Raw genomic sequence first — 14,189 nt, 5'->3', positions numbered from 1 at the left:
ACGAACGGGACGGTGGCAGGCGTTCCGGGCGCGGCCCGATTCTCAGGAAACGTTCATCCGGGAGAAACCGGGCGTCGGGCTACGGCGGCGGGGACCGCCGTGGCGGGGATCGGCGTCCGTGGCGGGGACCGCCGTCACAGCCGCCGCGTCGCCAGCGTCAGCCGGTCGCGCGCGTCGAAGAGCGCGTCCTTGATCAGCTGCTCGTGCGCCGGGGTCAGCCGGGCGGCCGGCACCGAGCAGCTCAGCGCGTCCCGGGCCGGGGAGCGGTAGGGGATCGCCACCGCGAAGCAGCGCAGCCCCAGGGTGTTCTCCTCGCGGTCCACCGCGTACCCGAGCTCCCGGACCCGCGCCAGCTCCTCGATCAGCCGCTCCCGGTCGGTGATCGTGTGCTCGGTCACCGACGGCAGCTCCTTCGGGAGCAGCTCCCGCACCTCCGCGTCGTCGTGGCCGGCGAGCAGCGCCTTGCCGAGCGCAGTCGAGTGCGCGGGGAGCCGCCGGCCGACCCGGGTGAAGGGGCGCAGGTGGTGCTGGGACTGGCGGGTGGCCAGGTACACCACGCTGGTGCCGTCGAGCCGGGCGAGGTGCACGGTCTCGGTGGTGTCGTCGGAGAGCCGGTCGAGGGTGACGCGGGAGGCCGCCACGACCTCGTCGCCGTCGATGTACGAGGTCCCCACCAGCAGCGCGCGGACGCCGATGCCGTACCGGGTGCCGGTGGCGTCGGTCTCCACCCAGCCCAGGTCGACCAGGGTGCGCAGCAGCATGTACAGGCTGGACTTGGGGTATCCCATGGTCTCCTGCACGGCGGCCAGGGTGTGCATCCCGGGCCGGCCGGCGAAGAACTCCAGGAGCTCCACCGTCCGCACCGCGGACTTCACCTGCGCACCGTTCGCGTCGGCACCCGCCATGTCCCCGCCCTTCTCGCCGGACTTCCGGACGACCCGCTGTCTCCCGGACGACCTTGTGGGAACGCCGGTGGCGTCCCTAGAGTCCACCCTGCAGCGTTCATGCACAAGAACAGCGTTCATCATAGTGAACAGGGGTGTGGTCGTGTCGGCAGCAGCAGTGTGGAGTGTGGACCCCCGGACGGGGAAGCCTCGCGAGCAGGTCGGCACGGAGGCCACGGCCGCCGACGTCGACCGCGCGGTCCGCGCCGCGCACGCCACCCGGGAGGCCCTCGCCGACCGCGCGGTCCGCGCCGCCTTCCTCAGGACCGCCGCCGACCTCCTCGACGCCTCCGTCGACGAGGTCGTCGCCACCGCCGACGCCGAGACCGCCCTCGGGTCCCCCCGGCTCACCGGCGAGCTCGCCCGCACCAGCGGCCAGCTCCGTGCCTTCGCCGCGGTCGTCGAGGACGGCGCCTACCTCGACGTGCGCATCGACCTGCCCGACCCGTCGGCCGTGCCGCCCCGTCCCGACCTGCGCCGCTGGAAGATCCCGCTCGGCGTCGTCGCCGTCTACGCGGCCAGCAACTTCCCGCTCGCCTTCTCCGTCCCCGGCGGCGACACCGCCAGCGCCCTCGCCGCCGGCTGCCCCGTCGTCGTCAAGGCCCACCCCGGCCACCCGGCCACCTCCGAGCTGACCGCCGCCCTGCTGCGGCGCGCCGCGGCCAAGGCCGGGCTGCCCGAGGACGTCGTCGTCCTGGTGCACGGCTTCGACGCGGGCGTCGAGCTGGTGCGCCACCCGCTGGTCGCGGCCGCCGGCTTCACCGGTTCCGTCCGCGGCGGCCGGGCGCTCTTCGACGCCGCCGTCGCCCGCCCCGTGCCGATCCCCTTCCACGGCGAGCTCGGCTCCCTCAATCCGGTCGTCATCACCCCCGGCGCGCTCGCCGAGCGGGCCGAGGAGACCGGCGCGGGCCTGGCCGGCTCCATGACCCTGGGCGCGGGCCAGTTCTGCACCAAGCCCGGCTTCGTCCTCGCCCCGGCCGGGCCCGACGGCGACCGCTTCCTCGCCGCGCTCACCGAGGGCGTCGCCCGGGCCGGCGCCGCCGTGCTGCTCGACCACCGGATGCGGGCCGCCTTCGTCGACGGCGTAGCCGAGCGGGCCGCCCTCGACGGCGTCGAGGCCCCCGTCGTCCCCGGCGCCGCCGACGAGCACACCGTCACCCCCGGCGTCCTGACCGTCGACGCGGCCCGGCTCGCCGCCGGCGAGCACGCCCTCCTCCTGGAGGAGTGCTTCGGCCCGGTCACCGTCGTCGCCCGCTACGCCGACGAGACGGAGATCACCGCCGTCCTCGGCCGGCTGCCGGGCAATCTCACGGCCACCCTGCACTGCGCCGAGGAGGACCCCGCCGCCCCCGGCCTGCTCGCCGCGCTCACCCCGCTCGCCGGCCGCGTCCTCGTCGGCGGCTGGCCCACCGGCGTGGCCGTCGCCGCCGCCCAGCACCACGGCGGCCCCTACCCGGCGACCACCTCCACCGCGACCTCGGTCGGCGCCACCGCCATCGAGCGCTGGCTCCGGCCGATCGCCTACCAGTCCACCCCGCAGCACCTTCTCCCGCCGGAGCTGCGCGACGACAACCCGCCGGCCGTCCCCCGCGGCTGACCCGCCGCCCGCGCGCGACCCGCACCGCGCTCCTCCCGGCGCGGGCGCGCGACTCCAGGGCCGGTGGGCGCCGGCGATCCCCTCCCGCCCGTCCGGGATCTGGGTGATCGCCGGCGCGGGGGAGCCCTTTCCGAGCTCCGGCCCCGAGGAACCCGGCGACGGGTCGCCGCCACCGCGAGGGCACCGTGGGGGCCGGGCGGCGACGGCCCGCGCCGCCGGGCCCTCGGCCGCACGGAACGCGACCGCGCCAGGGTCCGCGCCGCCGGCCCCCCGGCCGCGAGGGACGCGACCGCGACCGCGGCCCCGTGCTCCGCCTCACATCGCGCTCCCCTCGCGGGCGAAAGCGGAATGAAATCCACCGGGATGGCGTTGCGCGGAGGACTGCCCCACCCCCCCGGAGAAGGAAAGCCATGCGCGTCGAGATCTGGTCGGACATCGCCTGCCCCTGGTGCTACATCGGCAAGGCCCGCTTCGAGAAGGGACTCGCGGCCTTCGCCCACCGCGAGGACGTCGAGGTCGTGCACCGGTCCTTCGAGCTCGACCCGAACCGCGCCAAGGGCGACACCGGGCCCGTCCTGGAGATGCTGGCGAAGAAGTACGGCCGGACGCTCGACGAGGCCCGCGCCATGGAGGCCCACGTCGCCTCCAACGCCCACTCCGAGGGTCTGGAGTACCTCGCCGACGGCCGTGACCACGGCAACACCTTCGACATCCACCGGCTGCTCCACCTCGCCAAGGACCGCGGTCGGCAGAACGAACTGCTCGACCTCGCCTACCGGGCCAACTTCGCCGAGGAGCGCTCCGTCTTCGACGACGAGACCCTGGTGGCGCTCGCCGTCGAGGCCGGGCTCGACGAGGCCGAGGCGCGCGCCGTCCTCGCCGACGGGACCGCCTATGCCGACGCCGTCCGCGCCGACGAGCGAGAGGCCGCCGAACTCGGCGCCAACGGCGTGCCGTTCTTCGTCCTCGACCGCCGCTACGGCGTCTCCGGCGGCCAGCCCGCCGAGGTCTTCACGCAGGCCCTGGAGCAGGCCTGGCAGGGCCGCGCCCTCCAGCCGGTCGGCGCCGCCGACGCGGAGGCCTGCGGACCGGACGGCTGCGAGGTCCCGCCGCGCGTCTGACCGGTCCCACGACTCTGACCTGCGGCAATAAGGCGTGCTTGGGGTCTCCCCATGATCGAAAGGCATTGACGGGGTGTCGTGGGGAGCCCAGGGTAGGGGCATGGACTCCCTCGATCAGCCGCTCGGCGGCGCCGAGTTCGCCCCCCGGCGGACCTACCTGAACACCTCCGCCTGCGCCCTGCTGCCCCGCCGCACCGTCGAGGCGATCACCGCCCTGGCCCAGGAGACCGCCGACGGGCGGCCGGGCGGCGCCGGCAGCTTCGACCTCGTCGACGAGGCCCGGGCCACCTTCGCCCGCCTCGCCTCGGTCGCCCCCGAGCGGGTCGCGGTCGGCAGCTCGGTCGGCGTCCACTCCGGGATGATCGCCCAGTCGATGCCCGCCGGCGCCGAGATCCTCTTCCCCGAGGGCGACTTCTCCTCCCTCATCACGCCCTTCACCGTCCGGGGCGACCTGAAGGTCCGCTTCGTGCCCCTGGAGCGGCTCGCCGAGTCCGTCCGCCCGGAGACCGCCCTGGTCGCCTTCTCCGCCGTCCAGTCGGCCGACGGGCGGACCGCGGACCTCGCCGCCGTCCGCGCCGCCGCCGCGGCCCACGGGGCCCGCACCCTCCTCGACGCCACCCAGTCCGCGGGCTGGCTGCCGCTGCGGGCGGGGGAGTGGGACTACACGGTGGCCGGCGCCTACAAGTTCCTGCTCTGCCCGCGCGGCGCCTCCTTCCTCACCGTCACCGAGGAGGCCCAGGACAGCCTGCTGCCGGTCCACGCGAACTGGGTCACCGGCGAGGAGCGGTGGGTCAACAGCTACGGTCCGGTGCGCGAACTCGCCCGCTCCGCCCGCCGCTTCGACGAGCCCGCGGCCTTCCTCTCGTACCACGGCGCGGCCCGCTCCCTGGCCCTCCTGGAGGAGGTCGGCGTCGAGCGGATCGAGGCCCACGACAAGGCGCTCGCCGCCCGCTTCCGCGCCGGACTGCTCTCCCTCGGGCACGAGCCGGTCGCGGACGACTCCCCGGTCGTCGCCGTCCCCGGCCTCGGCCACCGCGCGGACGCCCTGGAAGCGGCCGGCGTCGTGCTCTCGAACCGCGCCGGCAACCTCCGGGCCTCGTTCCACCTGTACAACACGGCGGCCGACGTCGACCGCGCCCTGGACGTCCTCGCGGGCTGAAGCCCTCCGGGGGTCCGGGAGTTCAGCAGTTCACCGGCGGGCAGTCGCCCGCCTCGCCCGCCTCCGCGCGCAGGTTCTCCGCGAGGACCCCGAGGAGGCGGGCCAGCTCGGCCCGCTCGGCCGGGTCGAGGCCGGCCAGCGAGCCGGCCTCCAGGTCGGACCAGGCGTTCTCGACACCGGCCCGCAGCGCCTTCCCCTCCTCCGTCGCCTCGACGAGCACCGCCCGCCGGTCGGCGGGGTCGGGGGAGCGGCGCACGTAACCGCACTGCTCCAGGCGCTGGAGCATCTTCGTGACGGTCGACGGGTCGAGCCCGAGCGACTGGATCAGCTCCGACTGGCGGGCCGCCCCGCCGTCCCACAGCCGCATCATCATCAGCTCCTGGCCCGGGTAGAGCCCGAGCTCGCGCAGCCGCCGCCCCATGGCGATCCGGTGCGCCCGCGAGACCCGGGCGAGGGTCATGCCGACCGGGCCGCCGCGCGCGGCGGACGGCAGCTGCTCGGTGCAGGCGGGCTCGACTGCGGTCATCAGGGGCTCCTCGGTGCGGCTCTACCTTCCTCAGCGTACCGCGCACCGACATTTGCTTGGCTGGCCAACTAATGCGTACAGTGGCGTCGGACCTAATGATTGGCCGACCACATATTAATCCGGGAGACCGCCATGACCACCGCCTTCGACCCCGTCGACCTCGCCGGCACCCGCCTCGCCAACCGGATCGCCATGGCCCCCATGACCCGCAGCCGCGCGAACGGCCAGGACCGCACCCCGCCGGCGATCGTCGCCGAGTACTACGCCCAGCGCGCCTCCGCCGGTCTGATCATCAGCGAGGGCATCCAGCCGGTCGCCGAAGGCCAGGGCTATCCCAACACCCCCGGTCTGCACAGCCGCGAGCAGATCGCCGCCTGGCGCGAGGTCACCGACGCCGTCCACGAGCGCGGCGGCCGGATCTTCGCCCAGCTCATGCACGCCGGCCGGATCGGCCACCCCGACCTCCTCGACGGAGACCTCCACCCCGTCGGCCCCTCCGCGGTCGCCGCCGCCGGGCAGGTCTACACCCACGAGGGCCCCAAGGACTTCCCCGTTCCCCGCGAGCTCACCGGCGACCAGGTCCACGAGGCGGTCGCCGGCTTCGCCGCCGCCGCCCGCAACGCCGTCGAGGCCGGCTTCGACGGCGTCGAGATCCACGGCGCCAACGGCTACCTGATCCATCAGTTCCTCGCCTCCGGCTCCAACCACCGCACCGACGAGTGGGGCGGCCCCGTCGAGAACCGCATCCGCTTCGCCGTCGAGGTCGTCAAGGCCGTCGCCGCCGAGATCGGCCCCGAGCGCACCGGCCTGCGCGTCTCCCCGGCCAACACCCTCAACGACATCGCCGAGGCCGACACCGAGGAGCTCTACCCCGCGCTGCTCGACGCGATCGAGCCCGTCGGCATCGCCTACCTCCACGTCCTGGAGACCGCTCCCGAGCGGCGCCCGCTCGTCCTCGACCTGCGCAAGCGCTTCTCCGGTACCTTCATCCTCAACCCGGCCACCGGCGCCGACCCGACCGGCGCCGAGTCCCTCGCCCTGGTCGAGGACGGCACCACCGACCTCGTCGCCTACGGCCGGCTCTTCATCGCCAACCCCGACCTGCCCGCCCGCCTGAAGGCCGGCGGCCCCTACGCCACCCCCGACCCCGCCACCATGTACGCCGGCGGCCCCCAGGGTTACGTCGACTACCCCGCCCTCTGAGCGCACACGCCGGAGGGGCGGGGCCCGGACACCCCGGACCCCGCCCCTCCGCACGCGTGGTGCCGCCCTACCAGGCCGCGGTGACCGCCCGGCGCGCGCCCTCCAGATCCACCGCCAGGCCCGCCTCGCCCAGCACCGCGCCGAGCGCGGCCAGCGAGGACTGCACCGCGTTCGGCGTCGCGTCGGGCCCGTAGTGGTTCACCCGGACCATCTCCTTCGCCAGCGCGCCGCCGCCGGCGATGACGGGCAGCGACGGGTCGGCGGACAGCGCCTTCGCCACCAGCTCGGAGGCGTCGATCCCGGCCGGGACCCGCAGCGTCGTCGCCACCGGCGCCGCGTCCCTCGCCTCGTGCACGTACGGCTCCAGGCCGCCGCCCAGCGCGAGCGCACCCGCCCGGGTCGCCGCCGCGGCCGAGGCGTGCCGGGCCATCAGCGCGTCCAGGCCCTCCGCCTCGATCCGCTCCACGCACGCTTCGAGCGCCAGCATCTCCAGCTGCGCCGGGGCGTGGAGCAGCGCCTTGCGGCCGCCGTCGATCCAGCGCTCCTTCCAGTCCAGGAGGGAGAGGTACGAGCGGCGCGGAGCGGCCGGGTTGGCGGCGAAGCGCTCCCACGCCCGCTCGCTCACCGACACCGCCGAGATGCCGGCCGGGCCGCCCATGGCCTTCTGCGCGCCGATGATGCACATGTCGACGCCCCAGGCGTCCGGCAGCACCGGCTCGGCGCCGATCGAGGCCACCGCGTCCAGGTAGAACAGCGCGCCGTGGGCGCGCACGACCTCGCCGATCTCCGCGACCGGGTTGGTGTTGCCGGTGGCGGCCTCCGCGTGCACCAGCGAGACGAAGTCGATCTCCGGGTGCTCGGCGAGTGCCCGCTCCACCTGCTCGGCGGTGACCGCCGTGTGGAAGGGGACGGCCAGGTCGACCACGGTCGCCCCGCAGTCGCGCAGCCAGTTCCCGAAGGTCTGCCCGTACGGACCGGTGACCACGTTCAGCGCGGTCGAACCGGCCCGCGCCCCGCTGCGGATGCACCCCTCCAGGGGCAGCAGCGCCTCGCCCTGCGTGATCACCACGTCCTGCTCGGTGGAGAGCAGCGCGGCGACCCGCCGCTCGATCGACGCGAAGTGCGCGGCGGTCATCGGGGCCAGGTCGAGCAGCGGATGCGTCACGGTCACGGTGGTGCCTTCTCGGGGTCGGTGGTACGGCCGGTGGCCAGCGTACGCCCACCGTTCCCCGGTGCCCCCGCGGCCCGCGGTCGTACAGTGCAGCCATGAGCGATCACGAGGTGTTGCACGTGAAGGGGCGGGTGCTCGTCGGCCCGGAGGACGTACGGGACGAACTCTGGTGCGTGGACGGGCGGATCACCTTCGAGCGGCCCGCCGGCGAGGCCGTCGTCGTCCGGGGGTGGGCGCTGCCCGGGCTCGTCGACGCGCACTGCCACGTCGGGCTCGACCGGCACGGACCGGTCGACCAGGACACCGCCGAGAAGCAGGCGCTCACCGACCGGGATGCCGGGACGCTGCTCATCCGGGACGCCGGCTCGCCCTCCGACACCCGCTGGATCGACGGGCGGGAGGACCTGCCGAAGATCATCCGGGCGGGCCGGCACATCGCCCGCACCCGCCGCTACATCCGCAACTACGCCCACGAGATCGAGCCCGCCGACCTGGTGGAGTACGTGGGCCGGGAGGCGCGGCGCGGCGACGGCTGGGTCAAGCTGGTCGGCGACTGGATCGACCGCGAGGTCGGCGACCTCGCCCCCTCCTGGCCGCGTGCCGAGGTCGAGGCGGCCATCGCCGAGGCGCACCGGCTCGGCGCCCGGGTCACCGCGCACTGCTTCGCCGAGGACTCGCTGCGCGACCTCGTCGAGGCGGGCATCGACTGCGTCGAGCACGCCACGGGCCTGACCGAGGAGACGATCCCGCTCTTCGCCGAGCGCGGGGTGGCCATCGTGCCGACCCTGATCAACATCGCGACCTTCCCGCACCTCGCGGACGGCGGCGAGGCCAAGTTCCCCCGCTGGTCGGCCCATATGCGCCGGCTGCACGAGCGCCGGTACGACACCGTCCGCGCCGCCTTCGACGCCGGGATCCCGGTCTTCGTCGGCACCGACGCGGGCGGCTCCCTCGCCCACGGCCTGGTGGCCGAGGAGGTCGAGGAGCTGACGAAGGCCGGCATCCCCGCCCTCGACGCGCTCTCCGCCACGACCTGGGGGGCCAGGGCCTGGCTGGGCCGCCCCGCCCTGGAGGAGGGCGCCCCCGCCGACCTCGTCGTCTACGACGAGGACCCGCGCGCGGACGTCCGCGTCCTGGCGGCACCGCGCCGGGTCGTCGTCAGCGGCCGGGTCCTGGCGTAGGGCCGACCGGGTCCTCGCGCAGGGACCCGGCCGGGCCGGACGCCGCGCCCGGCGGACGGCCGGATCCCGTCGGCGGAAACGGCTCTCCCGGTGGCGGGGCTTCCGCGCCTACGGAGACGGGCACCGTCCGTCCGTCTCCGGGAGGAACCATGTCGACCGTGCGCAAGACCCTCACCGTTCTGGCGCTGACCGCGCTCGCCACCCTCGGTCTCGCCGGCACGAGCCACGCGAACACCTGCGAGTGGTGGTTCGACGGCGCCGGCGTCTTCTACTGCCAGCAGAACTAGTCGGCGCCCGCCCTCCTCCGCCCTGCGGGTCAGCCCCGGCGGAGGAAGGCCAGCCGGGCGCGCTTCTCCGGGATGAAGACCTCCGGCAGGTCGACCTCGGGGAGGACCACCTCCGGGCCCAGTTCGAAGCCGGCCCGCGTCAGGCGGGCGACGGCCTTCTCGTTCGCGGCGTCCGGTTCCACCACGATCCGGGTGTGGTCGCGGTGGCAGAAGGCGACGAGCGCGGAGAGCAGCCCGCCGGTGAAGCCGGGGGACGGGGCGGAGCTCGGCGCGAGGAAGAGGTGGCAGCCGATGTCGCCCTCCTCGACCTCGTAGCACTCGCCGACCCGGTCGGCCGCCGGGTCGTAGGTCTGGAAGACCGACACCGGCTCCCCGTCGAGCTCCACGATGAACCCGTGGTGGGTGGTGAGCGAGTCCAGGTGCGCGTAGATGTCCCTGACCTGCTCGACGGTGGTGCCGTTCATGCCCCAGAAGCGGGCCCGCTCCTCGTTGACCCACGCGTGGACGAGCGGGGCGTCCGCGTCCGGGGCGATCGGTCGGACGGCGACGGTGCCGAGGCCCTCGACGGTGTGGACGTAGACGGGCGTGGTCATCCCTGCTCCTTGGTGAGGCGGTTCCAGTCGGTGGTGACGGGGGCGAGCTCGCCCCGCAGCCACAGGGGGAGTTGGTCTTCGTGGTGCGGGTCGCCCGCGACGCCCGAGGCGCCGAACGGCACGATCCAACCGCTGCGTCCGCGGTCGGCGAGGTCCCACACGTAGCGGGCGGCCGACGCCCGGGCGCCGCGGTCGGTGTAGCCGGGGACGCTGGAGACGGAGAGCACGCAGTCGTGGTCGCCGCCGAGACCCGGCCACCGGTCGTCGTCCGGGTGGGGCAGCGCCTGCCAGGGTGCGAGCCGGTGCGTGGCCCCCCAGACGGCCGGCGGTTCGCCCGCGGCGACCTCCTCCAGCGCCTCGCGCACGATCCGCGCCACGTCCGCGGCCGGCACGGGACCCGCCACCAGGAGCGTCTCCAGGGCGAGGCCGACCCGCGGCCCGAGGTACAGCCAGGGGCGGAACACCTCGGGGTACGGGGCGGGTTCGCGCAGGCCCGCGAAGGTGTCGTGCGCGGCGAGCCGCCGCACGACCGCGCCCCGCACGGCCGCGTAGAGCCCCGCGTCGGCGCTGTCGGCGTCCATCCGCCGGTCCCAGGCGAGCAGCCGCTCCCGGACCTTCCGGGCGGCGGGGGTGAGGCCGCCGGGGGCGTCGTCGCCGGAGGGTCCGCCGTCCGCCGCCCCGACGGCGGCCATCAGGCGGGCCGCCGCGCGGTTGTCGGTGTCGCGGTGGACGGCGGTCGTGTTCTCCGGGGTCCAGTCGGCGGACGCGGCGAGGAGCTCGGCGATGCGGTCGGCGCGGTGCGGGGGCGCGAACTCGACGCCGAGCGGCGCGGCGAGGCCGCGGGCGTTGGCCATCACCGCGTACCCGTCCGTCACGTCGGCGCGCGGCAGCGGCGCGGGCTCCGGCCCCCAGGCGTGCGCCGGCTCCCAGGCGGGCACGGGGCGCAGGGAGTTGGCCCGGTCGCGGACGGGGACGTGTCCGGCGACCCGGTGCAGCAGCCCGCCGTCGGTGTCGGCGGCGAGCACCACGTTCACCGGCTCCACCCACGTGTCGAGCGCCGCGTCGACGTCGGCGACGGTACGGGCGGCGAGCAGGCGCGGCAGGGCCTCGAAGCCCAGTCGGCCGGTGACCCGGGGCACGTACCGCAGGCTCAGGCCCTCCCACTCGCCGCCGGTCCCGGCCGGCTCCTCGCCGGTGATCACCGGGCCGCGCGGTGTCTCGACCACCTCGACGAGCACCGGCTCGCCGCCGGCGACCTCGACCGTCTCGGTGTGCGCGGCGGCCGGGCGCCAGCCCTCGGGGCCGTACGCCTCCACACCGCCGGTCGCGGTGCGCCGCAGCCGCTCCCGGTAGAGGTCCTGGTAGTCGGCCATCGCGTTGGTGATGGCCCAGGCGACCGGGCCGGCGTGCCCGAAGTGGGCGAGACCCGGGACGCCGGGCACGGCGAGGCCGACGACGTCGTACGCGGGGCAGGCGAGCCGGATCTGCTGGTAGACGCCGGGCGCCTCGATGAAGCGGTGCGGGTCGCCGGCCACCAGGGCGGCGCCGCTCGCGGTCCGCTCCCCGGCCACCAGCCAGCCGTTGGACCCGGCCGTGGCCGGCCCGTCGGCGGCGAACAGCTCGGTCCACTCCTCGCCGAGGGCGGTGGCCACCTGCTCGCGCCACAGCTTCGTCGGGAAGCCCGCGAAGAGGATGTGGGTGGAGAGCCAGACGGCCAGCGGCGTCCACGCCTCCCAGCGGCCGGGGGCGAGCCCGGTGGCGGCGAACTCGGGGGCACGGCGGGCCCCTTCGGCGAGGCCGTCGTTGACCCCGTCCGCGTACGCCCGCACCCAGTCCGCGGTCTCCGGGTCGTGCTCCTCCAGGCGCGCCAGGCAGCGGCGCGCGGTGTCGGCGAGCCGGGCCCGGCGGACGAAGGCGTCCCAGCCGGCCTCGGCGGCGCCGAGGAAGGCGGCACTGGTGCCGCGGGCCCGGTGGCGCTCGACCTCCAGCTGCCAGGCGCGGTCCAGGGCGGTCACCCGGCCCTGCGCGAAGGCCAGTTCCTCCGGGTCCGCCGCGCGCAGATGGGGGACGCCGTAGGCGTCCCGGTAGACCTCGATGCTCACCCTTACCGATCCCGTCCGTGTGCTTTCCGATGCCGTTAGGTTAGGCTGACCTAAATTGATCGTCGACCCAAGGTAACCCATGGGTCCGGGGGAGGAGCGCGCGGTGGGGCACGGGTGGCAGGGCGCCGTCCTGAAGCTGATGGGCGCCAAGGACTTCACGTTCACCGTCACGGGGGCCGAGCAGGTCACCGAGGACTACCGGCGGGTCCACTTCTCGGACGGCGGGCTGCTCGCCGCCGCCGGGGTGCACCCCACGATGTGGGTCCGGATCTGGTTCGCGAACGCCGGGAAACCGCACCAGCGCGCCTACACCCTGGTCGACCCGGACCGGGACGCCGGCACCTTCAGCCTGGAGTTCGCCCTCCACGACGGCCCCGCCAGCCACTGGGCCCGCTACTGCGCCCCGGGCGACACCGTCGAGGCCACCCTCCAGGGCACCGGCTTCGAGACCCCCGAGCCCCGTCCCGAGCGGCTCCTCGTCATCGGCGACCCGGCCTCGCTGCCGGCCGTCAACTCGCTGCTGGACGCCCACCCGGACATCCCGGCCACCATCTGGTTCGAGACCCAGCACGCCTCCGACGAGGGGCTGCCCTTCCGCGTCGACCCGGCCCGCCACGAACTGCGCCGGATCCCCCGGCAGCGCGCCGGGGCCGCGCTCGTCGAGCGGGTCAGGGCCGAACTGCCCGCGCTGGCCGGGCCGGAGGCGTACGTGTGGATCGCCTGCGACACCGCGACCACCCGCGCCCTCTCCGGGTACGTCCGCAAGGAGCTCGCCCTGCCCAAGGAGCGGGTCCACGCACTCGGCTACTGGCGCCCCAGCTGAACCGCCCCCTCGGCGTGACGTTGACGATCCGTGACCCCACCGGGGCGCGGATCGTTTTCTTGCGCGACCCAAGGGGCTCCTGCAAACGGTTGGGTCGAAAAAATTCGAAAATGAACACGGAAACCCCCCTTTGGAGTGAACTCACGTCAGGCGACTGTGGGTTCACTCTCCGTGCGTAAAGATTCCGGTGTCCCAAGTCGCCGCAGCCGCGCGAAGCCGCCGTCCCCGTGGCGAGCGGCCGGCGACGCCATGCCATTCCGTGGGGGTTCCACCACCTTGAACAGCAACACCTTCCGTGCGCCCGTCCGCCGCACCGCGGCCGCCGCGGCCGTCGTCGCCCTGGCCGTCGGTCCGGTCCTCCTCGCGGCGCCCGCCGCGCAGGCGACGGACGGAGAGCGCCGCGAGGGCCGCGCCACCGCCGCCGTGCTCCGCACCGGGCTCGACGTCTCCCTGCTCGGCGAGACCGTGAAGGTCCCCGTCCGCGCCTCGCTCAACGAGGTCAAGGCGCCCGAGAGCGAGAACGAGACCGCGCTCAGCGTGAAGGTGCGGGGTGCGGAGGGCGGCGAGCCCGTCGACATCCTCACCGCCGACGTCGCCACCGCCACCGCCACCGTCGACGAGCGCAAGGCCGAGGGGTACGTCAACCTCGCCAAGGCCCGCGTCCACGTGCCCGGCCTGCCGTCCCTCGCCATCATCGAGGTCGAGAAGGTCACCGCCAGGGCGCTCTGCGAGACGGGGAGGAAGCCGGTCGCCGAGGCCGACGTCCTCGGCCACGTCCGCGCCCTCGGCAAGAAGATCACGCTGACCGCCGGCGGCCGCACCGAGCTCGACGTGCCCGCCGTCGGCCGGATCACCCTCGACCTCTCCCGCACCGGCACCACCTCGCGCACCGCGGCCGCCACCGCCCTGGAGCTCGACGTGGAGGTCAACCCGCTCAACCTCGGCGTCGCCAAGGTCAAGGGCACGGTCACCCTCGCGGAAGCCACCTGCGAGACCCCCGACGCCCCGACCCCGACCGAGAAGCCCACGGAGAAGCCCACCGAAAGGCCCACCGAGAAGCCGACGGCCGAGCCCACCCGGGAGCCGACCGGACAGCCGTCCGAGGAGCCCTCGCCGCAGCCCACCGAGTCGAAGGACGACGGCGGGACCAAGCCGAACGGCGGCTCCGTCCCGACGCAGAACCTCGCCGAGACCGGCGGCAGCTCCGCCACCCCGTACATCGCGGGCGGAGCCCTCGCCCTCGTGCTCGCCGGCGGCGGAGCCCTCGCCCTCACCCGCTTCCGCGCCCGGGGCTGACCGCCCGAGGGGGAGACGCGTCGGGGGACGCAGGGGGAACCGGCCCGGGGCGGGCGGGCGGCCCGACACCCCCCCCCCCCCCCCGGCCCCCCCCCCCCCCGCCCCCCCCCGGGGGGGGGCCCGGGTGAGCCCCCCCGCCGGGGGGCCTGGGCCCAGGGCGGGCGGGAAAGAGTGGTGGTGGGCCGG

At 75.3% G+C, this 14,189-nt stretch carries 13 protein-coding genes; 8 read left to right on the top strand and 5 right to left on the bottom strand.

Annotated elements, in window-relative coordinates; translation table 11 throughout:
• Positions 1-134: 134 nt before the first annotated feature.
• Positions 135-905 (bottom strand): IclR family transcriptional regulator, encoded by a 771-nt coding sequence (locus ACFZCF_RS00385; RefSeq protein WP_388439198.1) that lies wholly within the window; start codon positions 903-905, stop codon positions 135-137.
• Between the two features lie 142 nt (positions 906-1,047).
• Between ACFZCF_RS00385 and ACFZCF_RS00380 the strand changes: the two genes are divergently transcribed.
• The 3 genes from ACFZCF_RS00380 to ACFZCF_RS00370 all read left to right on the top strand — a co-directional run bounded on the left by ACFZCF_RS00380 (position 1,048) and on the right by ACFZCF_RS00370 (position 4,821).
• On the top strand, positions 1,048-2,541 hold the full coding sequence (locus tag ACFZCF_RS00380) for an aldehyde dehydrogenase family protein (protein WP_391283654.1): 1,494 nt from the start codon (positions 1,048-1,050) through the stop codon (positions 2,539-2,541).
• A gap of 410 nt (positions 2,542-2,951) precedes the next feature.
• Positions 2,952-3,662 carry a DsbA family oxidoreductase gene (locus tag ACFZCF_RS00375; RefSeq protein ID WP_388439192.1) on the top strand — a complete coding sequence of 237 codons (711 nt, stop codon included), beginning with the start codon at positions 2,952-2,954 and terminating at the stop codon, positions 3,660-3,662.
• A 100-nt stretch (positions 3,663-3,762) separates the two neighbouring features.
• Positions 3,763-4,821, top strand: coding sequence for an aminotransferase class V-fold PLP-dependent enzyme (locus ACFZCF_RS00370; protein ID WP_391283653.1), 1,059 nt, complete (start codon positions 3,763-3,765; stop codon positions 4,819-4,821).
• 22 nt (positions 4,822-4,843) lie between these two features.
• On the opposite strand, the gene ACFZCF_RS00365 is transcribed toward ACFZCF_RS00370, so the two are convergent.
• Positions 4,844-5,347 carry a MarR family winged helix-turn-helix transcriptional regulator gene (locus ACFZCF_RS00365; RefSeq protein WP_388439187.1) on the bottom strand — a complete coding sequence of 168 codons (504 nt, stop codon included), beginning with the start codon at positions 5,345-5,347 and terminating at the stop codon, positions 4,844-4,846.
• A 132-nt stretch (positions 5,348-5,479) separates the two neighbouring features.
• Here ACFZCF_RS00365 and ACFZCF_RS00360 point away from each other — a divergent pair, with 132 nt between their 5' ends.
• On the top strand, positions 5,480-6,550 hold the full coding sequence (locus ACFZCF_RS00360; protein WP_388439184.1) for an alkene reductase: 1,071 nt from the start codon (positions 5,480-5,482) through the stop codon (positions 6,548-6,550).
• A gap of 67 nt (positions 6,551-6,617) precedes the next feature.
• Here the strand turns inward: ACFZCF_RS00360 and ACFZCF_RS00355 are convergent, their stop codons facing one another.
• Positions 6,618-7,715 carry an aminotransferase class V-fold PLP-dependent enzyme gene (locus ACFZCF_RS00355; protein ID WP_391284738.1) on the bottom strand — a complete coding sequence of 366 codons (1,098 nt, stop codon included), beginning with the start codon at positions 7,713-7,715 and terminating at the stop codon, positions 6,618-6,620.
• A gap of 101 nt (positions 7,716-7,816) precedes the next feature.
• Between ACFZCF_RS00355 and ACFZCF_RS00350 the strand changes: the two genes are divergently transcribed.
• Positions 7,817-8,902 carry an amidohydrolase family protein gene (locus tag ACFZCF_RS00350; protein ID WP_391283650.1) on the top strand — a complete coding sequence of 362 codons (1,086 nt, stop codon included), beginning with the start codon at positions 7,817-7,819 and terminating at the stop codon, positions 8,900-8,902.
• Between the two features lie 149 nt (positions 8,903-9,051).
• The gene (locus tag ACFZCF_RS00345) at positions 9,052-9,189 is read left to right on the top strand and encodes a hypothetical protein (RefSeq protein WP_388439179.1); all 138 of its coding nucleotides are present in this window, start codon (positions 9,052-9,054) and stop codon (positions 9,187-9,189) included.
• A 29-nt stretch (positions 9,190-9,218) separates the two neighbouring features.
• Here ACFZCF_RS00345 and ACFZCF_RS00340 read toward each other — a convergent pair whose 3' ends face one another.
• Positions 9,219-9,782, bottom strand: coding sequence for a GNAT family N-acetyltransferase (locus ACFZCF_RS00340; protein ID WP_388439176.1), 564 nt, complete (start codon positions 9,780-9,782; stop codon positions 9,219-9,221).
• Entirely contained in the window at positions 9,779-11,884 is a 2,106-nt protein-coding gene (locus ACFZCF_RS00335; protein ID WP_391283647.1) for a penicillin acylase family protein, read from the bottom strand. The genes ACFZCF_RS00340 and ACFZCF_RS00335 overlap by 4 nt, the downstream gene beginning before the upstream one ends.
• Before the next feature lie 103 nt (positions 11,885-11,987).
• Between ACFZCF_RS00335 and ACFZCF_RS00330 the strand changes: the two genes are divergently transcribed.
• Positions 11,988-12,707: an SIP domain-containing protein gene (locus ACFZCF_RS00330; RefSeq protein WP_391283645.1), complete on the top strand. Its 720-nt coding sequence runs from the start codon at positions 11,988-11,990 to the stop codon at positions 12,705-12,707.
• A 276-nt stretch (positions 12,708-12,983) separates the two neighbouring features.
• Positions 12,984-14,003 (top strand): SCO1860 family LAETG-anchored protein, encoded by a 1,020-nt coding sequence (locus ACFZCF_RS00325; protein ID WP_391283643.1) that lies wholly within the window; start codon positions 12,984-12,986, stop codon positions 14,001-14,003.
• Positions 14,004-14,189: the final 186 nt, after the last annotated feature.

It is taken from the genome of Streptomyces sp. NPDC007945, from assembly GCF_042958885.1.
In the GTDB taxonomy this organism is placed as follows: Bacteria; Actinomycetota; Actinomycetes; order Streptomycetales; family Streptomycetaceae; genus Streptomyces.
Note: the sequence above shows the minus strand (reverse complement) of the source record. Positions and strands in the feature narration are given on the sequence as shown.